Source organism: Leclercia sp. 119287, assembly GCF_009734485.1.
Classification (GTDB): Bacteria; Pseudomonadota; Gammaproteobacteria; order Enterobacterales; family Enterobacteriaceae; genus Enterobacter; species Enterobacter adecarboxylatus_C.
In genome coordinates, this window is sequence record NZ_CP046445.1 from 777,461 (window position 1) to 803,336 (window position 25,876).

General features: G+C 56.0%; 22 protein-coding genes. 18 read left to right on the forward strand and 4 right to left on the reverse strand.

The genetic code is table 11. The features are described 5' to 3' along the window. Nucleotides 1–4: 4 nt before the first annotated feature. The 4 genes from leuC to leuL all read right to left on the reverse strand — a co-directional run bounded on the left by leuC (nucleotide 5) and on the right by leuL (nucleotide 4,250). Nucleotides 5–1,405 (reverse strand): 3-isopropylmalate dehydratase large subunit, encoded by a 1,401-nt coding sequence (leuC, locus tag GNG27_RS03735; RefSeq protein WP_156262907.1) that lies wholly within the window; start codon nucleotides 1,403–1,405, stop codon nucleotides 5–7. A 2-nt stretch (nucleotides 1,406–1,407) separates the two neighbouring features. After that, nucleotides 1,408–2,499: a 3-isopropylmalate dehydrogenase gene (gene leuB / locus GNG27_RS03740; protein WP_142488221.1), complete on the reverse strand. Its 1,092-nt coding sequence runs from the start codon at nucleotides 2,497–2,499 to the stop codon at nucleotides 1,408–1,410. Further along, nucleotides 2,499–4,070, reverse strand: a complete 1,572-nt coding sequence (leuA, locus tag GNG27_RS03745) for a 2-isopropylmalate synthase (RefSeq protein ID WP_142488222.1) — start codon at nucleotides 4,068–4,070, stop codon at nucleotides 2,499–2,501. The genes leuB and leuA overlap by 1 nt, the downstream gene beginning before the upstream one ends. Nucleotides 4,071–4,163: 93 nt before the next feature. Then, on the reverse strand, nucleotides 4,164–4,250 hold the full coding sequence (gene leuL, locus GNG27_RS23850) for a leu operon leader peptide (protein WP_142490058.1): 87 nt from the start codon (nucleotides 4,248–4,250) through the stop codon (nucleotides 4,164–4,166). Between the two features lie 635 nt (nucleotides 4,251–4,885). Between leuL and leuO the strand changes: the two genes are divergently transcribed. From leuO to ftsA, 18 genes are all read left to right on the forward strand, one after another. Beyond that, nucleotides 4,886–5,830 (forward strand): transcriptional regulator LeuO, encoded by a 945-nt coding sequence (gene leuO, locus GNG27_RS03755; protein WP_156262908.1) that lies wholly within the window; start codon nucleotides 4,886–4,888, stop codon nucleotides 5,828–5,830. A 387-nt stretch (nucleotides 5,831–6,217) separates the two neighbouring features. Further along, nucleotides 6,218–7,942, forward strand: coding sequence for an acetolactate synthase 3 large subunit (ilvI, locus tag GNG27_RS03760; protein ID WP_142488224.1), 1,725 nt, complete (start codon nucleotides 6,218–6,220; stop codon nucleotides 7,940–7,942). A gap of 1 nt (nucleotide 7,943) precedes the next feature. Further along, nucleotides 7,944–8,435 (forward strand): acetolactate synthase small subunit, encoded by a 492-nt coding sequence (ilvN, locus tag GNG27_RS03765; RefSeq protein ID WP_032616525.1) that lies wholly within the window; start codon nucleotides 7,944–7,946, stop codon nucleotides 8,433–8,435. Between the two features lie 178 nt (nucleotides 8,436–8,613). Next, nucleotides 8,614–9,618 (forward strand): catabolite repressor/activator, encoded by a 1,005-nt coding sequence (gene cra, locus GNG27_RS03770; RefSeq protein ID WP_142488225.1) that lies wholly within the window; start codon nucleotides 8,614–8,616, stop codon nucleotides 9,616–9,618. 598 nt (nucleotides 9,619–10,216) lie between these two features. After that, the gene (mraZ, locus tag GNG27_RS03775) at nucleotides 10,217–10,675 is read left to right on the forward strand and encodes a division/cell wall cluster transcriptional repressor MraZ (RefSeq protein WP_103178262.1); all 459 of its coding nucleotides are present in this window, start codon (nucleotides 10,217–10,219) and stop codon (nucleotides 10,673–10,675) included. A 2-nt stretch (nucleotides 10,676–10,677) separates the two neighbouring features. Next, a complete protein-coding gene (gene rsmH, locus GNG27_RS03780; RefSeq protein WP_142488226.1) occupies nucleotides 10,678–11,619 on the forward strand; it encodes a 16S rRNA (cytosine(1402)-N(4))-methyltransferase RsmH in 942 nt (313 codons plus the stop codon). Next, nucleotides 11,616–11,981: a cell division protein FtsL gene (gene ftsL / locus GNG27_RS03785; RefSeq protein ID WP_142488227.1), complete on the forward strand. Its 366-nt coding sequence runs from the start codon at nucleotides 11,616–11,618 to the stop codon at nucleotides 11,979–11,981. The genes rsmH and ftsL overlap by 4 nt, the downstream gene beginning before the upstream one ends. A gap of 15 nt (nucleotides 11,982–11,996) precedes the next feature. Further along, complete coding sequence (locus tag GNG27_RS03790) at nucleotides 11,997–13,763, forward strand: peptidoglycan glycosyltransferase FtsI (RefSeq protein ID WP_032616530.1); 1,767 nt, start codon at nucleotides 11,997–11,999, stop codon at nucleotides 13,761–13,763. After that, nucleotides 13,750–15,237 (forward strand): UDP-N-acetylmuramoyl-L-alanyl-D-glutamate--2,6-diaminopimelate ligase, encoded by a 1,488-nt coding sequence (murE, locus tag GNG27_RS03795; RefSeq protein ID WP_156262909.1) that lies wholly within the window; start codon nucleotides 13,750–13,752, stop codon nucleotides 15,235–15,237. Before GNG27_RS03790 ends, murE begins: the two co-directional genes overlap by 14 nt. Further along, on the forward strand, nucleotides 15,234–16,589 hold the full coding sequence (gene murF, locus GNG27_RS03800) for a UDP-N-acetylmuramoyl-tripeptide--D-alanyl-D-alanine ligase (protein WP_156262910.1): 1,356 nt from the start codon (nucleotides 15,234–15,236) through the stop codon (nucleotides 16,587–16,589). The genes murE and murF overlap by 4 nt, the downstream gene beginning before the upstream one ends. Continuing rightward, nucleotides 16,583–17,665 carry a phospho-N-acetylmuramoyl-pentapeptide-transferase gene (gene mraY, locus GNG27_RS03805; protein WP_142488230.1) on the forward strand — a complete coding sequence of 361 codons (1,083 nt, stop codon included), beginning with the start codon at nucleotides 16,583–16,585 and terminating at the stop codon, nucleotides 17,663–17,665. The genes murF and mraY overlap by 7 nt, the downstream gene beginning before the upstream one ends. A 2-nt stretch (nucleotides 17,666–17,667) precedes the next feature. Continuing rightward, the gene (murD, locus tag GNG27_RS03810; RefSeq protein ID WP_142488231.1) at nucleotides 17,668–18,984 is read left to right on the forward strand and encodes a UDP-N-acetylmuramoyl-L-alanine--D-glutamate ligase; all 1,317 of its coding nucleotides are present in this window, start codon (nucleotides 17,668–17,670) and stop codon (nucleotides 18,982–18,984) included. After that, nucleotides 18,984–20,228 carry a cell division protein FtsW gene (gene ftsW, locus GNG27_RS03815; RefSeq protein ID WP_142488232.1) on the forward strand — a complete coding sequence of 415 codons (1,245 nt, stop codon included), beginning with the start codon at nucleotides 18,984–18,986 and terminating at the stop codon, nucleotides 20,226–20,228. Before murD ends, ftsW begins: the two co-directional genes overlap by 1 nt. Next, nucleotides 20,225–21,289, forward strand: coding sequence for an undecaprenyldiphospho-muramoylpentapeptide beta-N-acetylglucosaminyltransferase (gene murG / locus GNG27_RS03820; protein ID WP_156262911.1), 1,065 nt, complete (start codon nucleotides 20,225–20,227; stop codon nucleotides 21,287–21,289). The genes ftsW and murG overlap by 4 nt, the downstream gene beginning before the upstream one ends. A gap of 59 nt (nucleotides 21,290–21,348) precedes the next feature. Continuing rightward, nucleotides 21,349–22,824 (forward strand): UDP-N-acetylmuramate--L-alanine ligase, encoded by a 1,476-nt coding sequence (gene murC / locus GNG27_RS03825; RefSeq protein WP_156262912.1) that lies wholly within the window; start codon nucleotides 21,349–21,351, stop codon nucleotides 22,822–22,824. Beyond that, nucleotides 22,817–23,737: a D-alanine--D-alanine ligase gene (locus GNG27_RS03830; protein WP_156262913.1), complete on the forward strand. Its 921-nt coding sequence runs from the start codon at nucleotides 22,817–22,819 to the stop codon at nucleotides 23,735–23,737. The genes murC and GNG27_RS03830 overlap by 8 nt, the downstream gene beginning before the upstream one ends. A 1-nt stretch (nucleotide 23,738) precedes the next feature. Beyond that, the gene (gene ftsQ, locus GNG27_RS03835) at nucleotides 23,739–24,575 is read left to right on the forward strand and encodes a cell division protein FtsQ (protein WP_142488236.1); all 837 of its coding nucleotides are present in this window, start codon (nucleotides 23,739–23,741) and stop codon (nucleotides 24,573–24,575) included. 2 nt (nucleotides 24,576–24,577) lie between these two features. Next, nucleotides 24,578–25,834 (forward strand): cell division protein FtsA, encoded by a 1,257-nt coding sequence (ftsA, locus tag GNG27_RS03840; RefSeq protein WP_032616543.1) that lies wholly within the window; start codon nucleotides 24,578–24,580, stop codon nucleotides 25,832–25,834. Nucleotides 25,835–25,876: the final 42 nt, after the last annotated feature.

A 25,876-nucleotide genomic window follows, 5' to 3' on the forward strand; every position in this document is an offset into this window, starting at 1 on the left:
CTCCTTATTTCAGGCTGCGAATATCGGCGAAATGGCCGGTCACTGCGGCTGCCGCGGCCATCGCCGGGCTGACCAGGTGTGTGCGCCCGCCGCGCCCCTGACGACCTTCAAAGTTACGGTTGCTGGTAGAGGCGCAACGCTCGCCCGGATTCAGGCGATCGTTATTCATGGCCAGACACATGGAGCAGCCTGGCAGACGCCATTCAAAGCCCGCTTCAATGAAAATTTTATCCAGGCCTTCGGCCTCCGCCTGCGCTTTTACCGGGCCGGAACCTGGCACCACCAGCGCCTGCACGCCCGGGGCCACTTTACGGCCTTTCGCCACTTCTGCCGCCGCGCGCAAATCTTCGATACGCGAGTTGGTGCAGGAGCCGATAAACACTTTATCAATCGCCACGTCGGTCAAAGACACGCCCGGTTTCAGGCCCATATAGGCCAGCGCTTTCTCTGCGCTGGCGCGCTCAACCGGATCGGCGAACGAGGCCGGGTCAGGAATGCTGTCGTTAACGGAGATCACCTGGCCCGGGTTAGTCCCCCAGGTCACCTGCGGCGCGATGGCTTCGGCCTGCAGGGTCACCACGGTGTCAAACTGCGCGCCTTCGTCCGTTTTCAGGGTTTTCCAGTAAGCGACCGCATCGTCGTAGTGCTGGCCTTTGGGGGCATGCAGACGATCCTTCACATACGCGAAGGTGATCTCGTCCGGGGCAACCAGACCGGCTTTTGCGCCCATCTCAATGGCCATGTTGCAGAGGGTCATACGACCTTCCATGCTCAGGGCCTGGATCGCGCTGCCGCAGAACTCCACCACATGGCCGGTGCCGCCGGCGCTGCCGGTTTTACCGATGATCGCCAGCACGATGTCTTTGGCGGTGATGCCCGGTGCGGCCTGGCCAGTAACTTCAATTTTCATGGTCTTCGCGCGGCCCTGCTTCAGGGTCTGCGTCGCCAGCACGTGTTCTACTTCTGAGGTGCCGATCCCGAACGCCAGTGCACCAAAGGCACCGTGGGTAGCGGTGTGGGAGTCACCGCAGACGATGGTCATCCCCGGCAGGGTGATGCCCTGTTCTGGGCCCATCACGTGGACAATGCCCTGATACGGGTGGTTCAGATCGTACAGTTCAACGCCAAACTCGTTGCAGTTCTTAATCAGCTCCTGCATCTGAATGCGCGCCATCTCACCGGAGGCGTTGATGTCTTTGGTCTGCGTCGAGACGTTATGGTCCATCGTCGCAAAGGTTTTGCCTGGCTGACGCACCGGGCGATGGTGCGCGCGCAGGCCGTCAAACGCCTGCGGTGAGGTCACTTCGTGCACCAGATGACGGTCAATATAGAGCAGTGGGGTTTCGTTTGGCGCTTCGAAGACTACGTGCGCATCAAACAACTTTTCGTACAACGTCTTCGCCATGATTACACCCCTTCAGCAACATAGCGGGCGATGATGTCACCCATTTCATCGGTAGTAACAGCAGCAGCGCCACGGGCCAAATCACCGGTGCGAATGCCTTCTTCCAGCGCACGGTTAATGGCGTTTTCAATCGCCGTCGCCGCGTCGTTGGCATCCAGGCTGTAGCGCAGCAACAGCGCGAGGGACAGGATCTGCGCAATCGGGTTAGCAATGTTCTTGCCCGCGATATCCGGTGCTGAACCGCCTGCCGGTTCGTACAGGCCAAACCCTTCTTCATTCAGGCTGGCGGATGGCAACATCCCCATCGAGCCGGTGATCATCGCGCACTCGTCAGAGAGAATGTCACCGAACAGGTTGGAGCACAGCAGCACGTCGAACTGGGACGGATCTTTAATCAGCTGCATGGTGGCATTGTCGATATACATATGCGACAGCTGCACGTCCGGGTATTCCCGGGCGATTTCGTTGGCGATTTCACGCCACAGGATCGAGGATTGCAGCACGTTCGCTTTATCGATCGAGGTCACTTTATGGCCGCGCTTGCGGGCAGATTCGAACGCGATACGGGCGATTCGTTCGATCTCAAAACGGTGATAGACCTCGGTATCAAAGGCTTTTTCGTGCTGACCACTGCCTTCGCGGCCTTTCGGCTGACCAAAGTAGATGCCGCCAGTCAGCTCGCGGACACACAGAATGTCGAAACCGTTCGCCGCGATGTCGGCGCGCAGCGGACAGAACTCTTCCAGTCCCTGGTACAGCTTCGCCGGACGCAGGTTACTGAACAGTTTGAAATGTTTACGTAACGGCAGCAGCGCGCCGCGCTCTGGCTGTTCGGCCGGCGGCAGGTGTTCCCATTTCGGGCCACCCACGGAGCCAAACAGCACCGCGTCGGCATTCTCACAGCCGGTCACGGTCGCCTGCGGCAACGGCGTGCCGTGATTATCAATTGCGATACCGCCAACATCGTAGTGGCTGGTGGTAATCTTCATCGCAAAACGGGTGCGGATAGCTTCCAGAACCTTCAGCGCCTGTGCCATAACTTCGGGGCCAATTCCGTCGCCCGGTAACACAGCAATATGGTAATTCTTCGACATTACACGGTTTCCTTATTGTTCTCTTTATTCTGAGCTTTGCGTTGCAACTCTTTTTCCACTTCCGCGGCGCGCCAGATATTGTTCAGCACGTGAACCATCGCTTTGGCGGAGGACTCGACGATATCGGTCGCCAGGCCCACGCCGTGGAAGCGTCGGCCGTTATAATTGACCACGATATCGACCTGGCCCAGCGCGTTTTTGCCCTGGCCCTTAGCCGTCAGGTCATACTTCACCAGTTCAACGTCGTACTCGGTAACGCGGTTAATCGCCTGGTAGATAGCATCGACCGGACCGTTGCCGTTGGCGGCTTCGGCTTTGATCTCGTCGCCACAGGCCAGCTTGACGGAGGCGGTGGCGATATCGCTTGAACCTGACTGCACGCTGAAGTAGTCCAGACGGAAATGCTCTGGCTCTTCCTGCTGCTTGTTGATAAACGCCAGCGCTTCCAGATCGTAATCGAAGACCTGACCTTTCTTATCGGCCAGCTTCAGGAAGGCGTCGTAGAGGTGATCCATGTTGTAGTCGGTCTCTTTATAACCCATCTCTTCCATGCGGTGTTTTACCGCGGCACGGCCAGAGCGGGAGGTCAGGTTCAACTGCACCTGGTTCAGACCGATGGATTCCGGGGTCATGATCTCGTAGTTTTCGCGGTTCTTCAGCACGCCGTCCTGGTGGATACCGGAGGAGTGGGCGAAGGCGCCGGTGCCGACAATGGCTTTGTTCGCAGGAACCGGCATGTTGCAGATCTGGCTGACGGTCTGGCTGGTGCGCCAGATTTCGTGGTGATTAATGCGGGTCTGCACGTTCATGATGTCTTTGCGTACCTTGATCGCCATAATCACTTCTTCCAGCGAACAGTTGCCTGCGCGCTCACCGATACCGTTCATGGCGCCTTCAACCTGACGCGCGCCGGCATGGACGGCCGCGATGGCGTTACCGACCGCCAGGCCTAAATCGTCATGGGTGTGAACGGAGATAATCGCTTTATCAATGTTCGGCACGCGCTCATACAGCCCGGAAATGATATTGGAGAACTCGAACGGCATGGTGTAGCCGACGGTGTCAGGAATATTGATGGTGGTGGCGCCGGCACGGATGGCCGCTTCAACCACGCGGGCCAAATCTTCAATCGGCGTACGGCCTGCGTCTTCACAGGAGAACTCAACGTCGTCGGTATAGTTACGGGCGCGTTTCACCATATAGATGGAGCGCTCAATCACCTCATCCAGCGTACTGCGCAGCTTGGTGGCGATATGCATTGGCGAGGTAGCAATAAAGGTATGAATGCGGAAGGCTTCAGCCACTTTCAGCGACTCAGCCGCCACATCAATGTCTTTCTCGACGCAGCGCGCCAGAGCGCATACACGGCTGTTTTTGATGGTACGGGCAATGGTCTGAACGGATTCAAAATCACCCGGAGAAGAGACCGGGAAGCCTACCTCCATTACGTCTACGCCCATACGTTCAAGGGCCAGAGCAATCTGCAATTTCTCTTTCACGCTCAGGCTTGCCTGTAATGCCTGTTCACCATCACGTAAGGTCGTATCGAAAATAATGACTTGCTGGCTCATGGGTTAGGTCCTTGTCTGAATTTGGGCGCCTTGCTACGAGCATAAAAAAACCCGCGCAGTGGCGCGGGTTTTTTGTCTTAACCAGAGAACGATTCAATGCTGAATTTCGCCCGCCAGTCTACCGCGCACAGTGGATGCGTTTAGTAGTAGTAGACCGGTGAAACGAATGCTGCGAATCATGAATCATGCCCCAGATAAATAAGATATGCTTTTAGTGGTACTGGATACAGGGTTTGATGTCAACCCCTGTGAGGTGAAAACCGTCATTTGCCCTTCCGACCGCCATTCACGAAATTAGCTTATTGTGCTGGTTTTTCCCTTTCTGACAATTTTGTTCGTCTGTAGGATGATGCTGAATACATCGACAGAATTATTTGAATATACTTGATTGCAATTGTTCAAACTTTAGAAACAATAGAGCGGCCTTTTGAATGCGTTAACTTTCATTATCTTAGCCTGATGCTAAGCGCATAAAGTATGCGAAGGTAATGTTAGTGATAATAAAGTGTTAAAGTTTTAAATTAAGTTGCTATTAATATTTCATTAAAACTTAAATAAGCCTTAACTAAACACCATGTTGTTTATTTGTGTGATTTATGGTTTCATTCGAATTATTAGCTTGTGGATATGCTTTTTCCTTATCTGAACATGTTTTTATATTTTATTCCGTACCCCTGTCACGGCTGACGGGTATTTATATATTCCTAATTTGTAACATTTCTCTTTTTCTTGTTTTATATGCGTGATAAATCATATTTTTAAAAATGATTGTTGCTGACGAGTAAAGGGAGTTTAGCGTGACAGTGGAGCAGGATATGTCTGAAGAAAAAATTGAAAAACCGGCAGCATTCGATGGGGCAAAACCACAGCTCCGTACGGTGGATCTGAATCTGTTAACGGTATTTGATGCGGTGATGCAGGAGCAAAATATCACGCGCGCCGCCCAGTCGCTGGGGATGTCACAGCCCGCCGTCAGTAATGCCGTTGCCAGGCTCAAGGTAATGTTTAACGATGAATTGTTTGTGCGCTATGGCCGCGGGATCCAGCCTACGGCGCGTGCATTTCAGCTGTTTGCATCGGTGCGTCAGGCCTTGCAGCTCGTGCAGAATGAACTGCCGGGGTCAGGGTTTGATTCCTCCAGCAGCGAGCGTATTTTCCATTTGTGCGTTTGCAGCCCTCTCGATAATTACCTGACCTCGCTTATTTATAATAAGGTTGAACAGGTCGCACCTAATATACACCTGGTGTTTAAGTCTTCACTTAACCAGAATACGGAACATCAGCTGCGTTATCAGGAAACCGAGTTTGTCATTGGCTATGAAGAGTTCCGCCGGCCGGAATTTTCCTGCGTGCCGTTATTCAAAGATGAAATGGTGCTGGTAACCAGCAAAACACACCCACGCCTGCATGGCACACTGCTGGAGAGCGATATTTATCGCGAACAGCATGCCGTTGTCGCCCTCGATCGCTACGCTTCCTTTAGCCAACCGTGGTACGACACTCCGGATAAACAGGCCTGCGTAGCGTATCAGGGGATGGCAATGGTCAGCGTATTAAATATCGTTTCGCAAACGCAGCTGGTTGCTATCGCGCCGCGCTGGCTGGTGGAAGAATTTTCCGAGCCGCTGAATCTACGGATATTACCGTTACCTTTGAATCTTAACTCGCGTACGTGCTATCTCTCCTGGCACGAAGCTGCCGGGCGCGATAAAGGCCATCAGTGGATGGAAGAGCTGCTGGTGAGTGTCTGCCGCCGCTAATCAACCTCAGGATAAATCGCACGGTTGTTGTTATTTATCCTGACTTTCTTTTTATTACTGAAATTTTATTCTGTTGATGTTTTTTTTCACTGCCGCTTCCGGGCCGTAAAATTGCATGAATTACTGCACCTTTCCCTTTTTAAATGATGAATGCTCACGGCTCTTCGTTATCGTAGTTGATTTATCCATAACAAATATTAATACCTCATAATTCTTCTTTCGCGTTTATGTGCCCGCGCAGGTTTGCTAATTGCCTGCCTTCCGGCGAGCGGTTATGGTAACTGTCACTCTGCACAATAAAAAAACGCCAGGGGTGACCCTGACAAAAAAGACGGCTCAGTGCATATTTCTCCTGTCCGTCTGAAACGATAAGCCTGGAGGCTAATCATGGAGATGTTATCTGGCGCCGAAATGGTCGTCCGATCGTTAATCGATCAGGGCGTGAAGCAAGTGTTCGGTTACCCCGGGGGCGCGGTCCTCGATATTTACGATGCGCTACATACCGTTGGCGGTATCGATCACGTTCTGGTGCGTCATGAGCAAGCTGCCGTACATATGGCCGACGGACTGGCGCGCGCGACAGGGGAGGTGGGCGTGGTGCTGGTGACATCCGGCCCAGGCGCGACCAACGCCATTACGGGTATCGCCACTGCGTACATGGACTCCATTCCGATGGTGGTGCTTTCCGGTCAGGTGGCGACGTCGCTGATTGGCTACGATGCCTTTCAGGAGTGCGATATGGTCGGCATCTCCCGTCCGGTGGTGAAACACAGTTTTCTGGTCAAACAGACAGAGGATATCCCCGGCGTATTGAAGAAAGCCTTCTGGCTGGCCGCGAGCGGGCGTCCGGGTCCGGTGGTGGTTGACCTGCCTAAAGATATTCTCAATCCGGCGAACAAACTGCCTTACGTCTGGCCGGAGTCGGTCAGCATGCGCTCTTACAACCCCACCACTCAGGGGCATAAGGGCCAGATCAAACGCGCGTTGCAAACCCTGATCGCCGCTAAAAAACCGGTGGTGTATGTCGGCGGCGGAGCGGTGAACGCGAAGTGTGAAACGCAGCTGCGCGCGCTTATCGAAAAACTGAATCTGCCGGTGGCCTCTTCATTAATGGGCTTAGGGGCTTTTCCGGCCACCCACCGTCAGGCGCTCGGCATGCTCGGCATGCACGGCACCTACGAAGCCAATATGACGATGCACAATTCCGACGTCATTTTTGCCGTAGGGGTGCGCTTTGACGATCGCACAACCAACAACCTGGCGAAGTATTGTCCTGATGCCACGGTGCTGCACATTGACATCGATCCGACCTCGATTTCCAAAACCGTCCCGGCAGATGTGCCTATTGTTGGCGACGCGCGTCAGGTCCTGGAACAGATGCTGGAGCTACTGGCGCTGGAGAGCAATGTTCAGCCGCTCGATGAGATCCGCGACTGGTGGCTGCAGATTGAGCAGTGGCGCGCGCGTCAGTGTCTGAAATATGACACCCAAAGCGAGAGCATCAAGCCACAGGCGGTAATTGAAACCATCTGGCGACTGACAAAAGGCGAGGCGTACGTGACCTCGGATGTGGGTCAGCACCAGATGTTTGCTGCCCTTTACTACCCGTTTGATAAGCCACGCCGTTGGATCAACTCCGGCGGTCTCGGCACCATGGGCTTTGGCCTGCCAGCCGCGCTTGGCGTGAAGCTGGCGTTACCGAATGAAACGGTGGTCTGCGTGACCGGCGATGGCAGTATTCAGATGAACATTCAGGAACTCTCCACCGCACTGCAGTACGACCTGCCGGTGCTGGTGCTCAACCTGAATAACGGTTATCTGGGCATGGTGAAGCAGTGGCAGGACATGATCTATTCCGGCCGCCATTCACAATCGTATATGAAGTCACTGCCTGATTTTGTCCGTCTGGCCGAAGCCTACGGACATATTGGCATGCGCATCAGCGATCCGGCACAGCTGGAAGCGAAGCTCAGCGAAGCCCTTGAGCACGTCAACAATAACCGCCTGGTGTTTGTCGATGTCGTGGTTGATGGCACCGAGCATGTCTATCCGATGCATATTCGCGGCGGCGGTATGGATGAAATGTGGTTAAGCAAAACGGAGAGAACCTGATATGCGCCGGATATTATCTGTATTACTGGAAAACGAGTCCGGCGCGCTGTCGCGCGTAATTGGGCTCTTCGCACAGCGTGGCTATAACATCGAAAGCCTGACGGTCGCCCCGACGGACGATCCCACACTCTCCCGCATGACCATCCAGACGGTTGGGGATGCAAAGGTGCTGGAGCAGATCGAAAAGCAACTGCACAAACTGGTTGATGTGTTACGCGTCAGCGAGCTGGGGCAGGGGGCTTACGTTGAACGTGAGATCATGCTGGTAAAAATTCAGGCCACCGGTTACGGGCGGGAAGAGGTGAAACGCAATGCGGACATTTTCCGCGGGCAGATCATTGACGTCACTCCCTCTATCTATACCGTTCAGCTGGCCGGCACCAGTGATAAACTGGACGCCTTCCTCGCCTCGGTGCGGGATGTCGCCAAAATTGTTGAAGTGGCGCGTTCAGGCGTCGTGGGACTTTCCCGCGGTGACAAAGTGATGCGTTAAGCATAAAAGGTTCGCCTCTAGCTTGCCCGGTATGAATGACCGGGCTTTTTTTTGTGCGCCGATGTCGCTGTACCGACAAAAGCGGTTGCCGGACAGGCTATTCTGCGCTTAGATGTTACAAGATTTAGCCATAACCCTGACGAGGTCATGGACTCTTTTCTTTTTTTAAGGGGCAATTGTGAAACTGGATGAAATCGCCAGGCTAGCCGGTGTGTCGCGAACGACGGCAAGCTATGTGATTAACGGTAAAGCGAAGCAGTATCGTGTCAGCGATAAAACCGTTGAGAAAGTCATGGCAGTGGTTCGAGAACATAACTACCATCCGAACGCCGTCGCGGCCGGTTTACGTGCCGGGCGCACCCGTTCGATCGGTCTGGTGATCCCGGATCTGGAAAACACCAGCTACACCCGGATCGCAAACTACCTGGAGCGCCAGGCTCGTCAGCGCGGCTATCAACTGCTGATCGCCTGTTCGGAAGACCAGCCCGATAATGAGATGCGCTGCATTGAGCATCTGCTGCAACGCCAGGTTGATGCCATTATCGTTTCTACCTCGTTACCCCCTGAGCATCCTTTCTATCAGCGTTGGGCCAATGATGCGTTTCCGATTGTCGCCCTCGACCGTGCGTTAGACCGAGAGCATTTCACCAGCGTGGTGGGTGCGGATCAGGACGATGCTGAAATGCTGGCGGCAGAGCTGCGCACATTCCCGGCAGAAAACGTCCTTTACCTGGGGGCACTGCCTGAACTCTCCGTGAGTTTCCTGCGCGAGCAGGGGTTCCGCACTGCCTGGAAAGACGATCCTCGTGAAGTCGACTACCTCTATGCCAACAGCTATGAGCGTGAAGCCTCGGCCCAACTGTTCGAAAAGTGGCTGGAGACGCATCCGATGCCGCAGGCCCTGTTCACCACCTCGTTTGCGCTGTTGCAGGGGGTCATGGACGTGACGCTGCGTCGTGAAGGCAAGCTGCCGTCCGATCTGGCGATTGCCACTTTTGGCGATCATGAGCTGCTCGATTTCCTGCAGTGCCCGGTGCTGGCCGTTGCGCAGCGTCATCGCGACGTGGCCGAGCGGGTGCTGGAAATTGTGCTGGCGAGCCTCGATGAGCCGCGTAAGCCGAAACCGGGGCTCACGCGCATCCGTCGTAATCTTTATCGTCGCGGAATCTTAAGCCGCGCGTAATGACATCAGGGCAGCGGAAGCTGCCCTGAATTTTTTATCCGCAATCAACGTATTAATTCCCACAGTCTTTTTAAGATAATTCCTTTAAAATCTTTGCCTGCTACGCTTTTTAATTCCCTTTACTGTTTAAAACTTCGTTTCATGTTTATTTTATTATCATAAGTGCAGGGAATTGTATTATTTTGTTACATAACCGATCGCCAGTGCTGAATTATCAGCCATTTTTCCTTCAGGATTTGTCAGCATACCCCTGCCCGCCAGCGGGTTCGCGCCCGCAGTGAATCTGGCGCTGTTATCCCCCCGCAATATGGCTTAAAATGCCGCCCGCGTCGCAAACTGACACTTTATATTTCCCTGCGATGATATGAGTGGTTTTTAAGACGGGTATGCATATTCGCGTTTTTTCTCACAAATATTCATCACGTTAATTTTGCCGCGCCAGTTGTGCAGTTAATAGTCGGGTTAACTTCCATTCGTAAATCAGTGACATTTAGACAGATGTCGCGGAAGTCCTGGCTTGACAAGCTTTTCCATCGCTCCGTAAACTCCCTTAAGTGGGAATTTGTGGGTTAAAGTGGTGAGGAGGGGTGAGACTGGCATGTTCCGTGGAGCGACGTTAGTCAATCTCGACAGCAAAGGGCGTTTGTCGGTACCAACCCGATATCGCGACCAGCTGAACGAGAGCGCTTCTGGTCAAATGGTCTGCACCATTGACATCAACCACGCCTGCCTGTTGCTTTACCCCTTGCCTGAATGGGAAATCATTGAGCAAAAGCTGTCTCGACTGTCGAGCATGAACCCGCAGGAACGCCGCGTGCAGCGGCTGTTATTGGGACATGCCAGTGAATGTCAGATGGACAGCGCGGGGCGTTTATTGATTGCGCCCGTGCTGCGGCAGCATGCCGGTCTGACAAAAGAAGTGATGCTGGTCGGACAGTTCAATAAGTTTGAACTGTGGGATGAAACGGCCTGGTATCAACGGGTCAAGGAAGATATCGACGCTGAGCAGTCCGATTCCGCAACATTGTCGGAACGATTGCAGGATTTGTCTCTATAAATATGATGGAAAATTATAAACATACGACGGTGCTACTGGATGAGGCCGTCAACGGCCTGAATATTCGTCCTGATGGCATCTATATTGATGGCACTTTTGGCCGGGGTGGCCACTCACGTTTGATCCTCTCCCAACTGGGCGCGGACGGCCGTTTGCTGGCAATCGATCGCGATCCGCAGGCTATCGCCGTGGCGAAAACCATCGATGACTCACGCTTTTCCATCGTACATGGACCTTTCTCCGCGCTGGCTGAATACGTCAGCGAGCGCGATTTAACCGGTAAGATTGACGGGATCCTCCTCGATCTTGGCGTCTCCTCACCGCAGCTTGACGATGCTGAACGCGGCTTCTCCTTTATGCGCGATGGCCCGCTGGATATGCGTATGGATCCGACGCGCGGCCAGTCCGCCGCCGAGTGGCTGCAAACGGCAGAAGAAGCGGATATCGCTTGGGTAATCAAAACCTTCGGAGAAGAGCGCTTTGGCAAACGTATTGCCCGCGCCATCGTTGAGCGTAACCGCATCGAACCCATGACCCGCACCAAAGAGCTGGCGGAAGTGATCGCCGCGGCAACGCCGGTGAAGGACAAGTACAAACACCCGGCGACCCGCACCTTCCAGGCAATTCGTATCTGGGTGAACAGCGAGCTCGACGAGATCGAGCAGGCGCTGAAAAGCTCGCTTGGCGTGTTGGCCCCGGGTGGCCGTTTGTCGGTGATCAGCTTCCACTCGCTGGAAGACCGCATTGTGAAGCGCTTTATGCGCGAGCAAAGCCGCGGTCCGCAGGTGCCAGCGGGGCTACCGATGACGGAAGAACAGCTCAAAAAACTGGGCGGCCGTCAGCTGCGCGCCTTAGGTAAGTTAATGCCGGGCGAAGCGGAAGTGGAAGAGAACCCGCGCGCCCGTAGTTCAGTGCTGCGCATCGCAGAAAGGACCAGTGCATGATCGGCAGAGTGGCAGACACCCTCAGCAAGGTGAAAGAGACGTTAGGCAGCACCGAGCGTCATGCTTTGCCGGGCGTCATCTGGGACGACCTGCTGCGTTTCGGCAAGCTGCCACTGTGCCTCTTCATTTGCATTATCGTGTCGGCGGTCACCGTTGTGACCACCGCGCACCATACCCGTTTGTTAACGGCGCAGCGCGAACAGCTGGTGCTGGAGCGTGATGCGCTGGATATCGAGTGGCGAAATTTGATCCTCGAAGAAAATGCGCTCGGCGATCATAGCCGGGTTGAACGGATCGCAACGGAAAAGCTGCAGATGCAGCATGTTGATCCTTCTCAGGAAAATATCGTAGTACAAAAATAAGGGAAAACGCGACGCATGAAATCGGCGGCGAAGGCGCTAAAACCAAAACGTCAGGAAGAACAGGCCAGCTTTATCAGCTGGCGTTTTGCGTTGCTTTGCGGCTGTATTTTACTGGCGCTGGGTTTCCTGCTGGGACGTGTGGCGTGGCTGCAAATCATTGCCCCCGATATGCTGGTGCGTCAGGGCGACATGCGTTCCCTGCGCGTGCAGGAGGTCTCGACCTCGCGTGGGCTGATCACCGACCGTTCCGGTCGCCCACTGGCGGTCAGCGTGCCGGTGAAAGCGATCTGGGCGGATCCTAAAGAGCTGCATGACGCTGGCGGGATCTCCCTCGACAACCGCTGGAAAGCCCTCTCTGACGCGCTGAAAATGCCTCTCGATCAGCTTGCAGCCCGCGTCAATGCCAACCCGAAAGGGCGCTTTATCTATCTGGCGCGTCAGGTTAACCCTGACATGGCCGACTACATCAAAAAGCTGAAGCTGCCCGGCATTCATCTGCGCGAAGAGTCGCGTCGCTACTACCCGTCCGGGGAAGTGACCGCGCACCTTATCGGCTTTACCAACGTCGATAGCCAGGGCATTGAAGGCGTTGAGAAGAGCTTCGATAAATGGCTGACCGGCCAGCCGGGCGAGCGTGTGGTGCGTAAAGACCGTTATGGCCGCGTCATTGAAGATATCTCTTCAACCGACAGCCAGGCGGCGCATAACCTGGCGCTGAGCATTGACGAGCGTCTACAGGCGCTGGTCTATCGTGAGCTGAACAACGCCGTGGCCTTTAACAAGGCGGAATCGGGCAGCGCGGTACTGGTGGACGTCAGCACCGGTGAAGTGCTGGCGATGGCCAGCAGTCCTTCGTATAACCCGAATAACTTTGCCGGAACGGCCAAAGACGCTATGCGTAACCGGTCGATCACCGACGTCTTCGAGCCGGGATCAACGGTTAAACCGATGGTGGTGATGACAGCCCTGCAGCGCGGCATCGTCAATGAAAATACCGTGCTCAACACGGTGCCTTACCGAATCAACGGTCACGAAATCAAAGACGTGGCGCGTTACAGCGAATTGACCCTCACCGGGGTTCTACAGAAGTCGAGTAACGTCGGCGTTTCTAAGCTGGCGTTAGCGATGCCGTCCTCAGCGTTGGTAGAAACTTACTCACGTTTTGGACTCGGAAAGGCGACCAATTTGGGGTTGGTCGGAGAACGCAGTGGCTTATATCCTCAAAAACAACGGTGGTCTGACATAGAGAGGGCCACCTTCTCTTTCGGCTACGGGCTAATGGTAACGCCGTTACAGTTAGCGCGTGTCTATGCAACGATTGGCAGCTATGGCGTCTATCGCCCGCTGTCGATCACCAAAGTCGATCCGCCGGTGCCCGGTGAGCGTATCTTCCCGGAATCGATCGTCCGCACCGTCGTGCACATGATGGAAAGCGTGGCCCTGCCCGGCGGCGGCGGCGTGAAGGCGGCGATCAAAGGCTATCGCATCGCGATTAAAACCGGTACCGCGAAAAAAGTCGGGCCAGATGGCCGCTACATCAATAAATACATTGCTTACACCGCAGGCGTGGCGCCTGCGAGCAATCCGCGTTTTGCGCTGGTGGTAGTTATCAACGATCCACAGGCGGGTAAATACTACGGTGGCGCCGTTTCCGCGCCGGTCTTCGGTGCCATCATGGGCGGCGTATTGCGCACCATGAACATCGAGCCGGATGCGCTGACAACGGGCGAGAAAAGTGAATTTGTAATTAATCAAGGCGAGGGAACAGGTGGCAGATCGTAATTTGCGCGACCTTCTTGCTCCGTGGGTATCGGGTTTACCTGCGCGAGTACTGCGAGAGATGGTACTCGACAGCCGTGTGGCTGCCTCGGGCGATCTTTTTGTGGCAGTAGTAGGTCATCAGGCGGACGGGCGTCGGTATATCCCGCAGGCGATAGCGCAAGGTGTAGCTGCCATTATTGCTGAGGCAAAAGATGAAGCCGCGGATGGTGAAATCCGTGAAATGCACGGCGTGCCGGTCATCTATCTCAGCCAGTTAACCGAACGTCTCTCCGCGCTGGCGGGGCGTTTTTATAACGAACCTTCAGACCAGTTGCGCCTGGTTGGCGTAACCGGCACCAACGGTAAAACCACCACCACGCAGCTGATGGCGCAGTGGGCGCAGCTGCTGGGTGAAACCAGCGCGGTAATGGGCACCGTGGGTAACGGCCTGCTGGGCAAAGTGAACCCAACGGAAAACACTACCGGCTCCGCCGTCGACGTGCAGCATGTACTGGCCGGTCTGGCCGGGCAGGGCGCAACCTTCGCGGCAATGGAAGTCTCTTCTCACGGGCTGGTCCAGCACCGTGTCGCGGCGCTGAAATTTGCCGCCTCCGTGTTCACTAACCTGAGCCGGGACCATCTCGACTACCATGGCGACATGGACAACTACGAAGCGGCGAAATGGCAGCTGTATGCCACGCACCACTTCGGTCAGGCGATCATTAATGCCGATGACGAAGTAGGCCGCCGTTGGCTGGCTAAGCTGCCGGATGCCGTAGCGGTCTCCATGGCCGACCATATCAATCCGAACTGCCACGGCCGCTGGTTGAAAGCCACCGAGGTTATCTATCACGACAGCGGTGCGACTATCCGTTTTGCATCGAGCTGGGGTGAGGGCGAAATCGAAAGCCGTCTGATGGGGGCGTTCAACGTCAGCAACCTGCTGCTGGCTCTCGCCACCTTGCTGGCGCTGGGTTATCCACTGGCGGATCTGCTCAGCACCTCCGCGCGTCTGCAACCGGTTTGCGGACGGATGGAAGTGTTCACCGCCCCAGGCAAACCTACCGTGGTGGTGGATTACGCCCACACGCCGGATGCGCTGGAGAAAGCGCTGGAAGCGGCTCGCCTGCACTGCGCCGGTAAGCTGTGGTGTGTCTTTGGCTGTGGCGGCGATCGCGACAAAGGCAAACGCCCGCTGATGGGTGCCATTGCCGAGCAGTTCGCCGATATCGCCGTGGTAACAGATGACAACCCGCGTACCGAAGAGCCGCGCGCCATTATCAACGACATTCTGGCCGGGATGCTCGATGCCGGGCGTGCCCGCGTTGTGGAGGGGCGCGCCGAAGCGGTGACCAACGCCATTATGCAGGCCGGTGAGAACGACGTGGTGCTGCTGGCCGGTAAAGGCCATGAAGATTATCAGATCGTCGGCACCAACCGTCTGGACTACTCCGACCGTGTGACCGCGGCGCGTCTGCTGGGAGTGGTGGCATGATTAGCGTAACGCTAAGCCAGCTGGCCACTATCCTGGGCGCTGACGTCAGCGGCGAGCTGACCTTCGATGCGGTCACCACCGACACGCGTAAAATCACCCCCGGCTGCCTGTTTGTGGCGCTGAAGGGTGAGCGTTTCGATGCGCACGACTTTGCCGGGCAGGCGAAAGCAGCAGGCGCGGGTGCGCTGCTGGTGAGCCGTAAACTGGATATCGACCTGCCGCAGGCGGTGGTAAAAGATACCCGCCTGGCCTTTGGTGAGCTGGCAGCATGGGTTCGCCAGCAGGTTCCGGCGCGCATTGTGGCGCTGACCGGCTCGTCCGGTAAAACCTCCGTTAAGGAGATGACCGCTGCGATCCTCAGCCAATGTGGCAACACGCTTTATACCGCAGGCAATCTGAATAACGATATCGGCGTGCCGATGACGCTCCTGCGTCTGAATCGCGAGCATGAATATGCGGTGATCGAACTGGGTGCTAATCACCAGGGCGAAATCGCCTGGACCGTGAGCCTGACGCAGCCGGAAGCGGCGCTGGTGAATAACCTTGCCGCGGCGCATCTCGAAGGTTTTGGCTCGCTGGAAGGTGTGGCGAAAGCGAAGGGCGAGATCTACACCGGCCTGCCGGTCAACGGCATCGCTATCATGAATGCCGACAACAACGACTGGCTGAACTGGAAAAGCGTCATCGGGGATCGCAAAACCTGGCGCTTCTCACCAAATGCTGCCAATAGCGACTTTACCGCCACCAACGTTCATGTGACCTCCCACGGCACCGAATTTACGCTGCAGACCCCAACGGGTGATGTGGATGTACTGCTGCCGCTGCCGGGTCGTCACAATATTGCCAATGCCCTGGCCGCCACCGCGCTGGCGATGGCCGTTGGCGCACCACTGTCGGCGATCAAAACCGGGCTGGCAAACCTGAAGGCTGTTCCCGGACGCCTGTTCCCGATCCCGCTGGCGGAAAACAAACTGCTGTTGGATGACTCCTATAACGCTAACGTCGGCTCCATGACCGCTGCGGTACAGGTGCTGTCAGAGATGCCGGGTTATCGCGTGATGGTGGTGGGCGATATGGCCGAACTGGGCGATGAGAGCGAAGCCTGTCATCTCCAGGTGGGTGAAGCGGCGAAAGCCTCCGGTATCGATCGCGTGTTAAGCGTCGGTCATCTCAGTAAAAATATCAGCCAGGCCAGCGGCGTCGGTGAGCATTTTGCCGATAAAGCGGCGTTGATCGCCCGCCTTAAGGCCCTGGTTGAAGAACAACAAATTGTGACAGTTTTAGTGAAAGGTTCACGCAGTGCCGCCATGGAAGAGGTTGTGCACGCTTTACAGGAGAATGGGACATGTTAGTTTGGCTGGCCGAGCATTTGGTCAAATATTATTCCGGCTTTAACGTCTTTTCCTATTTGACGTTTCGCGCCATCGTCAGCCTGCTGACTGCGTTGTTCATCTCCTTGTGGATGGGCCCGCGCATGATTGCCCGTCTGCAAAAACTCTCTTTCGGCCAGGTTGTGCGTAACGACGGTCCGGAATCACACTTCAGTAAGCGCGGCACGCCAACCATGGGCGGCATTATGATCCTCACCGCGATTGTGGTGTCGGTGCTGCTGTGGGCTTACCCGTCAAACCCGTATGTCTGGTGCGTACTGGTTGTGCTGGTGGGCTATGGCATCATCGGTTTTGTCGATGACTACCGCAAAGTGGTGCGTAAAGACACTAAAGGGCTCATCGCCCGCTGGAAGTATTTCTGGATGTCGGTGATTGCGCTGGGCGTCGCGTTTGCGCTCTATCTGGTGGGTAAAGACACCCCGGCGACCGAGCTGGTAGTGCCGTTCTTTAAAGATGTGATGCCGCAACTGGGCATCTTCTACATCCTGCTGGCCTATTTCGTGATTGTCGGGACCGGCAATGCGGTGAATCTGACCGACGGCCTGGACGGCCTGGCCATTATGCCAACCGTCTTTGTTGCCGGCGGCTTTGCGCTGGTGGCATGGGCGACCGGTAACATGAACTTCGCCAGCTACCTGCACATCCCGTACCTGCGTCACGCCGGTGAGCTGGTGATCGTCTGTACGGCGATTGTCGGCGCGGGCTTAGGCTTCCTGTGGTTTAACACTTACCCGGCGCAGGTCTTTATGGGCGACGTCGGTTCACTGGCACTGGGCGGCGCGCTGGGCATTATTGCCGTATTGCTGCGTCAGGAGTTCCTGCTGGTGATCATGGGCGGTGTATTTGTGGTTGAAACCCTGTCGGTGATCCTGCAGGTAGGCTCCTTCAAGCTGCGCGGACAGCGCATCTTCCGGATGGCGCCAATCCATCACCACTATGAACTGAAAGGCTGGCCGGAACCGCGCGTTATCGTGCGCTTCTGGATTATTTCGCTGATGCTGGTGCTGATTGGCCTGGCAACGCTGAAGGTACGTTAATCATGGCAGATTACCAGGGTAAAAAAGTCGTTATCATCGGGTTAGGCTTAACCGGCCTCTCCTGCGTGGACTTTTTCCTCGCGCGGGGCGTTACGCCTCGGGTGATGGATACGCGTGTCTCTCCGCCTGGTCTGGATAAACTGCCGGAGCAGGTCGAACGCCACCTTGGTGGTCTGAATGAAGAGTGGCTCAATACCGCCGATCTGATTGTCGCCAGCCCTGGCATCGCCCTGGCCCACCCGGCATTGAGCGCCGCGGCGGACGCGGGCGTCGAGATTGTCGGCGATATCGAACTGTTCTGCCGTGAGGCTCAGGCGCCGATCGTTGCTATTACTGGTTCCAACGGGAAAAGTACCGTCACCAGCCTGGTCGGTGAAATGGCGAAAGCGGCAGGGGTTAATGCAGGCGTAGGCGGTAATATCGGTCTGCCGGCATTGATGCTGCTCGATGCGGCCCGCGAGCTGTATATCCTTGAGCTCTCCAGCTTTCAGCTGGAAACCACCTCAAGCCTGCAGGCGGTGGCGGCAACCATCCTCAACGTCACCGAAGATCATATGGATCGCTATCCGTTTGGTCTGCAGCAGTACCGTGCCGCCAAGCTGCGTATCTATGAAAATGCCCGCGTCTGCGTGGTGAATGCCGATGATGCGCTGACCATGCCGGTACGCGGGGCGGACGAGCGCTGCGTGAGCTTTGGCATCAACATGGGCGACTATCACCTGAACCGTCAGCAGGGCGAAACCTGGCTGCGGGCGAAGGGTGAGAAGGTGCTGAACGTAAAAGAGATGCATCTGACGGGTCAGCATAACTACACCAATGCGCTTGCCGCACTGGCGCTGGCGGATGCCGCCGGTCTGCCGCGAGCCACCAGCCTGAAAGCCCTGACCACCTTCAGCGGCCTGGCGCATCGTTTCCAGCTGGCGCTGGAGCATAACGGCGTACGGTGGATCAATGATTCAAAAGCCACCAACGTCGGCAGTACCGAAGCGGCGCTGAATGGCCTGCACGTTGACGGTACCCTGCATCTGCTGCTGGGCGGCGACGGCAAATCTGCCGATTTCTCTTCGCTGAAACAGTATCTCAGCGGTGATAACGTGCATCTTTACTGCTTTGGCAGAGATGGTGCCGAACTGGCGGCGCTGCGTCCGGAGATCGCTGAGCAAACCGACACCATGGAGCAGGCGATGCGGCTGATTGCTCCGCGCGTGAAGCCCGGTGACATGGTGCTGCTTTCTCCGGCCTGTGCCAGCCTCGATCAGTTCAAGAATTTCGAGCAGCGTGGCGATCTCTTCACCCGCCTGGCGAAGGAGTTAGGCTGATGCGCTTCTCTCTCCCTCGCCTGAGAATGCCGCGCCTGCCAGGATTTGGCATCCTGGTGTGGATCTCGTCGGCGTTAAAAGGCTGGGTCATGGGCTCCCGGGACAAAGATTCCGATAGCCTGGTGATGTACGACCGCATGCTGCTCTGGCTCACGCTGGGGCTGGCGGCGATTGGCTTTATTATGGTCACCTCGGCCTCGATGCCTGTCGGACAGCGTCTGGCTAACGATCCCTTCCTGTTTGCCAAGCGTGACGGGCTGTACATCATTCTGGCGTTCTGTCTGGCGATGGTAACGCTACGTCTGCCGATGGCCTTTTGGCAGCGGCACAGTACCGCCATGCTGATCGCCTCGATCGCTATGCTGCTGATTGTACTGGTGGTCGGGAGCTCGGTGAACGGGGCATCGCGCTGGATTGCCTTTGGTCCGCTGCGTATTCAGCCTGCAGAATTCACCAAGCTGTCGCTGTTCTGCTATCTCGCCAACTATCTGGTGCGTAAGGTGGATGAAGTCCGTAACAACCTGCGCGGCTTCTTAAAACCGATGGGCGTAATCCTGGTGCTGGCGGTTCTGCTGCTGGCCCAGCCTGACCTCGGTACCGTGGTGGTGCTGTTCGTCACCACCCTTGCGATGCTGTTCCTGGCGGGGGCGAAACTCTGGCAGTTCATCGCCATCATCGGGATGGGGATTTCAGCAGTGGTGCTGCTGATCCTTGCCGAGCCGTACCGTATCCGCCGTGTAACCTCTTTCTGGAACCCTTGGGAAGATCCCTTCGGCAGCGGCTATCAGCTGACCCAGTCACTGATGGCATTTGGCCGCGGTGAAGTGTGGGGTCAGGGCCTGGGAAACTCAGTGCAAAAACTGGAGTATTTACCCGAGGCGCACACCGACTTCATCTTCTCCATCATCGGGGAAGAACTGGGTTATATCGGTGTGGTATTGGCACTTTTAATGGTATTCTTCGTCGCTTTCCGTGCGATGTCGATCGGCCGGAAAGCACTGGTTATCGACCACCGGTTCTCGGGTTTTTTAGCCTGTTCAATCGGTATCTGGTTCAGTTTTCAGGCTTTAGTCAACGTCGGTGCCGCAGCTGGTATGCTGCCAACCAAAGGTCTGACGTTGCCGTTAATCAGTTACGGTGGTTCGAGTCTGCTGATCATGTCGACCGCCATTATGTTCTTGCTGCGCATAGATTATGAAACGCGTCTGGAAAATGCCCAGGCGTTTACACGAGGTTCACGATGAATCAACCGAAGCGGTTAATGGTGATGGCGGGCGGTACCGGTGGACATGTGTTCCCGGGACTGGCGGTTGCGCACCATTTAATGGATCAGGGCTGGCAGGTACGCTGGCTGGGAACCGCAGACCGCATGGAGGCCGATCTGGTGCCGAAGCACGGGATTGAGATCGACTTTATCCATATCTCCGGCCTGCGCGGCAAGGGTGTTAAAGCCCTGCTGCTGGCGCCGGTGCGTATTTTTAACGCTTGGCGTCAGGCGCGGGCGATCATGAAGCGCTTTAAGCCGGACGTGGTGCTGGGGATGGGGGGGTATGTCTCTGGTCCTGGCGGGCTGGCGGCGTGGTCGCTGGGTATCCCGGTTGTGCTGCACGAGCAGAACGGCATTGCGGGTCTGACCAACAAGTGGCTCTCCCGCATCGCCAGTAAAGTGATGCAGGCCTTCCCTGGCGCGTTTCCGAAGGCAGATGTGGTGGGTAACCCGGTGCGTGTAGATGTGCTGGCGCTGCCGTTGCCGCAGGAGCGCCTTATCGGGCGCGAAGGCCCGGTGCGCGTGCTGGTAGTGGGTGGCTCTCAGGGGGCACGCATTCTGAACCAGACGCTGCCGCAGGTGGCGGCGAAGCTCGGCGACGCGGTGACCATCTGGCATCAAAGCGGGAAGGGCGGTCAGCAGACGGTGGAGCAGGCGTATGCCGACGCGGGCCAGCCGCAGCATAAAGTCACTGAATTTATCGACGACATGGCGGCGGCGTATGCCTGGGCCGATGTCGTGGTCTGCCGCTCCGGCGCGCTGACGGTGAGCGAAATTGCCGCCGCAGGCTTACCGGCGCTGTTTGTGCCGTTCCAGCACAAAGATCGTCAGCAGTACTGGAATGCGTTACCGCTTGAGAAAGCCGGCGCCGCGAAAATTTTTGAACAGCCGCAGTTTACCGCAGACGCGGTCGCCACCACCCTGGCGGGCTGGAACCGGGAGACATTACTGGAGATGGCGCAGCACGCACGTGCCGCAGCGATCCCGGATGCAACGGAACGGGTGGCGAAAGAAGTGAGCCTGGCAGCCCAGGTTTAACCCTCGCAGCGCGTGTTGCGCTGCACGAATTTTTTGAAGTAGTCGATGGCGTTTAGAGAATGAATACACAACAACTGGCGAAACTGCGTTCAATCGTGCCCGAGATGCGTCGCGTCCGGCACATTCACTTTGTTGGCATCGGCGGCGCCGGTATGGGCGGTATTGCCGAAGTGCTGGCGAATGAAGGCTACCAGATCAGCGGTTCCGATCTGGCGCCGAACCCTGTTACGCAACAGTTGGCGTCGCTTGGCGCGACCATCTATTTTAACCATCGCCCGGAAAACGTCCTTGATGCCAGCGTGGTCGTGGTCTCCAGCGCCATCTCTGCCGACAACCCGGAAATCGTTGCCGCACACGAAGCGCGTATCCCGGTGATCCGCCGCGCGGAGATGCTGGCCGAGCTGATGCGTTTTCGTCACGGCATCGCCATTGCCGGGACTCACGGTAAAACCACCACCACGGCGATGGTCTCCAGCATTTATGCCGAAGCGGGCCTCGATCCGACCTTCGTTAACGGCGGCCTGGTGAAAGCCGCAGGGGTGCACGCGCGCCTCGGCAACAGCCGTTATCTGATTGCCGAAGCAGATGAAAGTGACGCGTCCTTCCTGCATCTGCAACCGATGGTGGCGATTGTTACCAACATCGAAGCCGACCATATGGATACCTACCAGGGCGACTTCGAAAATTTAAAGCAAACATTTATAAACTTTCTCCACAATCTGCCGTTTTATGGACGGGCGGTGATGTGTGTTGACGATGCGGTGATCCGCGAGCTGCTGCCGCGTGTCGGTCGTCAGATCACCACCTACGGTTTCAGCGAAGATGCCGACGTCCGTGTGGAAAATTACAAACAGATCGGTGCGCAGGGGCATTTCACCCTGGCGCGTCAGGACAAAGAGCTGCTGCAGGTGACGCTTAATGCGCCAGGCCGTCACAACGCCCTGAACGCCGCGGCCGCCGTTGCGGTAGCAACAGAAGAGGGTATTGAAGACGAGGCCATTCTGCGGGCGCTGGAAAGCTTCCAGGGAACCGGTCGTCGTTTCGATTTTCTTGGCGAGTTCCCGCTGGAAAACGTTAACGGGAAAAGCGGGACCGCGATGCTGGTTGATGACTACGGTCATCACCCGACCGAAGTGGATGCAACGATCAAAGCGGCGCGCGCGGGCTGGCCGGATAAAAATCTGGTTATGCTGTTCCAGCCACACCGTTATACCCGTACGCGTGACCTGTACGACGATTTCGCTAACGTGCTGTCACAGGTTGATGCCCTGCTGATGTTGGATGTTTACTCGGCGGGTGAAGCGGCGATTCCGGGGGCAGACAGTCGTTCTTTGTGTCGCACCATTCGTGGTCGCGGCAAGATCGACCCGATTCTGGTCTCCGATCATGCCCAGGCGGCAGCGATGCTTGCTCCGATGTTGACCGGCAATGATTTGATTCTGGTGCAGGGTGCCGGAAATATCGGCAAGATCGCCCGTACGCTGGCTGAAATCAAACTTACGCCGCAAATTTCGGAGGAAGAGCGTCATGGCTGATAAGATTGCGGTCCTGTCTGGCGGTACCTCTGCTGAGCGCGAAGTTTCTCTGAATTCCGGTGCTGCGGTACTGGCAGGGCTTCGCGAAGGCGGCGTTAATGCGCACCAGGTCGATCCGAAAGAGACTGACGTGACGCGCCTGAAAGAGATGGGTTTTGCTAAAGTCTTTATCGCGCTGCACGGTCGCGGTGGTGAAGACGGTACGCTGCAGGGCTTGCTGGACATCATCGGCCTGCCTTATACCGGCAGTGGCGTAATGGCTTCGGCCATCTCCATGGATAAGCTGCGCAGCAAACTGCTGTGGCAAGGGGCTGGTTTACCGGTTGCGCCGTGGGTGGCACTGACCCGTTGTGAATTTGAGCAGGGTCTCGACGCCAGCGTCGCGGATCGTATCGCTGCGCTGGGATTACCGGTAATCGTTAAGCCGAGCCGCGAAGGCTCAAGCGTAGGAATGTCTAAAGTTGACGAAGCAGGCGATATATCATCTGCATTAGCGCTGGCATTTCAACATGATGAAGAAGTTCTGATTGAAAAATGGCTAAGCGGACCGGAATTTACCGTTGCGATGCTTGGTGAAGAAATTTTACCGTCAATTCGTATCCAACCAGCCGGAACCTTCTATGATTATGAGGCGAAGTATCTCTCTGATGAGACGCAATATTTCTGCCCAAGTGGTCTGGAAGCGGAGCGTGAGGCCATTTTAAACGCTCTGGTGCTTAAAGCCTGGCAAGTACTTGGCTGCCGTGGCTGGGGAAGAATCGACGTGATGCAGGATAGCGATGGACAGTTTTATCTGCTGGAAGCCAATACATCACCGGGTATGACCAGTCATAGCCTGGTGCCGATGGCAGCGCGCCAGGCAGGGATGAGCTTCTCGCAGTTAGTGGTTCGCATTCTGGACCAGGCGGGCTGATATGTCTCAGGCTGCGCTGAACACGCGAAACCGTGACGAAGAAGAAGAGTATTCCTCTTCACGGCGGAGTAATGGAACGCGTCTTGCAGGGATTACCTTCCTGCTTGCCGTGCTGTGTACGGTGTTTGTCAGCGGCTGGATGGTGCTCGGCTGGATGGAAGATGCACAACGTCTGCCTCTGTCGAAACTGGTGGTAACGGGTGACCGTCACTACACGCGTAATGATGATATCCGGCAGTCGATTCTGGCATTAGGCTCGCCCGGCACCTTCATGACGCAGGATGTGAATATTATCCAGAGCCAGATTGAGCGTTTGCCATGGATTAAACAGGCGAGCGTCAGAAAGCAGTGGCCGGATGAATTGAAGATTCATCTGGTTGAATATGTACCCATTGCGCGTTGGAATGATCAGCATATGGTTGACGTAGATGGTATTTCTTTCAGCGTCCCGGCCGATCGTGTCAGCAAGCAAAATTTACCCATGTTGTATGGTCCGGAAGGCAGCGAAAACGAAGTGCTGGAAGGCTTCCGTAACATGGGGCAGGTGCTGGCTAAAGATCGTTTTACCCTGAAACAAGCCGCGATGACGGCGCGTCGTTCCTGGCAGTTGACGCTGACGAACGACATTAAGCTGAATCTTGGCCGGGGTGACACGATGAAGCGTCTGGCCCGTTTTGTAGAACTTTATCCCGTTCTGCAGCAACAGGCGCAGGCTGAAGGCAAAAGGATTAGCTACGTTGATTTGCGCTATGACTCAGGCGCATCGGTCGGGTGGAGCCCGGCGCCGGTTGAGGAACCTAATCAGCAACAGAATCAGGCTCAGGTACAGGCAGAATAACAATGATCAAGGCGACGGACAGAAAACTGGTTGTAGGACTGGAGATTGGCACTGCGAAGGTTGCCGCTTTAGTAGGGGAAGTTCTGCCCGACGGTATGGTCAATATCATTGGTGTGGGCAGCTGCCCGTCTCGTGGTATGGATAAAGGTGGGGTAAATGACCTCGAATCGGTGGTGAAATGCGTTCAGCGCGCCATCGATCAGGCCGAATTGATGGCAGATTGCCAGATTTCCTCCGTGTATCTGGCGCTCTCTGGCAAGCATATCAGCTGCCAGAACGAGATTGGCATGGTGCCGATCTCAGAAGAAGAAGTCTCGCAGGAAGACGTCGAAAACGTCGTGCATACTGCGAAGTCTGTACGCGTTCGCGATGAGCATCGTGTACTGCATGTGATTCCGCAGGAGTATGCGATCGACTACCAGGAAGGGATCAAAAACCCGGTAGGACTTTCCGGCGTACGTATGCAGGCAAAAGTGCACTTGATCACATGTCACAACGATATGGCGAAGAACATTGTCAAAGCTGTGGAACGTTGTGGTCTTAAAGTTGACCAACTGATTTTCGCCGGTCTGGCGGCAAGTTATTCTGTGCTGACCGAAGACGAACGTGAACTGGGCGTCTGTGTGGTGGATATCGGTGGTGGTACCATGGACATGGCCGTCTATACCGGCGGTGCGCTGCGCCACACCAAAGTTATCCCTTATGCGGGGAACGTGGTGACCAGCGATATCGCCTACGCCTTCGGCACGCCTCCCAGCGATGCAGAGGCAATTAAAGTGCGCCACGGTTGTGCACTGGGCTCCATTGTGGGCAAAGATGAGAGCGTTGAAGTGCCAAGCGTCGGTGGACGTCCACCGCGCAGCCTGCAGCGCCAGACGTTAGCTGAGGTTATTGAGCCGCGTTATACCGAGCTGCTCAACCTGGTCAACGAAGAGATTTTGCAGTTACAGGAACAGCTTCGCCAGCAGGGTGTCAAACACCATCTTGCGGCGGGGATTGTATTAACCGGCGGCGCGGCGCAAATTGAAGGTCTTGCGGCCTGTGCTCAGCGCGTGTTCCATACGCAGGTGCGCATCGGTGCACCGCTGAACATCACCGGTCTGACGGATTATGCTCAGGAGCCGTATTACTCAACGGCAGTGGGCTTGCTTCATTACGGGAAAGAAACGCATCTCAGTGGCGAAGCAGAAGTAGAAAAACGCGCGTCGGTAGGTTCGTGGTTCAAGCGAATCAATACCTGGCTGCGAAAAGAATTTTAATTTTAGTAAGAGACCGGCGAGAATTAACGGTTTCGGGCGACA

Bases quoted from the DNA above. Each gene is read 5' to 3' on its own strand.
- ilvN (WP_032616525.1), top strand. From the start codon at position 7,944: ATGCGCCGGATATTATCTGTATTACTGGAAAACGAGTCCGGCGCGCTG.
- murG (WP_156262911.1), top strand. From the start codon at position 20,225: ATGAATCAACCGAAGCGGTTAATGGTGATGGCGGGCGGTACCGGTGGA.
- ftsA (WP_032616543.1), top strand. From the start codon at position 24,578: ATGATCAAGGCGACGGACAGAAAACTGGTTGTAGGACTGGAGATTGGC.
- ilvI (WP_142488224.1), top strand. From the start codon at position 6,218: ATGGAGATGTTATCTGGCGCCGAAATGGTCGTCCGATCGTTAATCGAT.
- leuA (WP_142488222.1), bottom strand. From the start codon at position 4,070: ATGAGCCAGCAAGTCATTATTTTCGATACGACCTTACGTGATGGTGAA.
- ftsL (WP_142488227.1), top strand. From the start codon at position 11,616: ATGATCGGCAGAGTGGCAGACACCCTCAGCAAGGTGAAAGAGACGTTA.
- mraY (WP_142488230.1), top strand. From the start codon at position 16,583: ATGTTAGTTTGGCTGGCCGAGCATTTGGTCAAATATTATTCCGGCTTT.
- leuC (WP_156262907.1), bottom strand. From the start codon at position 1,405: ATGGCGAAGACGTTGTACGAAAAGTTGTTTGATGCGCACGTAGTCTTC.
- murF (WP_156262910.1), top strand. From the start codon at position 15,234: ATGATTAGCGTAACGCTAAGCCAGCTGGCCACTATCCTGGGCGCTGAC.
- GNG27_RS03830 (WP_156262913.1), top strand. From the start codon at position 22,817: ATGGCTGATAAGATTGCGGTCCTGTCTGGCGGTACCTCTGCTGAGCGC.
- GNG27_RS03790 (WP_032616530.1), top strand. From the start codon at position 11,997: ATGAAATCGGCGGCGAAGGCGCTAAAACCAAAACGTCAGGAAGAACAG.
- ftsW (WP_142488232.1), top strand. From the start codon at position 18,984: ATGCGCTTCTCTCTCCCTCGCCTGAGAATGCCGCGCCTGCCAGGATTT.
- rsmH (WP_142488226.1), top strand. From the start codon at position 10,678: ATGATGGAAAATTATAAACATACGACGGTGCTACTGGATGAGGCCGTC.
- leuL (WP_142490058.1), bottom strand. From the start codon at position 4,250: ATGATTCGCAGCATTCGTTTCACCGGTCTACTACTACTAAACGCATCC.
- leuO (WP_156262908.1), top strand. From the start codon at position 4,886: ATGTCTGAAGAAAAAATTGAAAAACCGGCAGCATTCGATGGGGCAAAA.
- leuB (WP_142488221.1), bottom strand. From the start codon at position 2,499: ATGTCGAAGAATTACCATATTGCTGTGTTACCGGGCGACGGAATTGGC.
- murC (WP_156262912.1), top strand. From the start codon at position 21,349: ATGAATACACAACAACTGGCGAAACTGCGTTCAATCGTGCCCGAGATG.
- ftsQ (WP_142488236.1), top strand. From the start codon at position 23,739: ATGTCTCAGGCTGCGCTGAACACGCGAAACCGTGACGAAGAAGAAGAG.
- murD (WP_142488231.1), top strand. From the start codon at position 17,668: ATGGCAGATTACCAGGGTAAAAAAGTCGTTATCATCGGGTTAGGCTTA.
- mraZ (WP_103178262.1), top strand. From the start codon at position 10,217: ATGTTCCGTGGAGCGACGTTAGTCAATCTCGACAGCAAAGGGCGTTTG.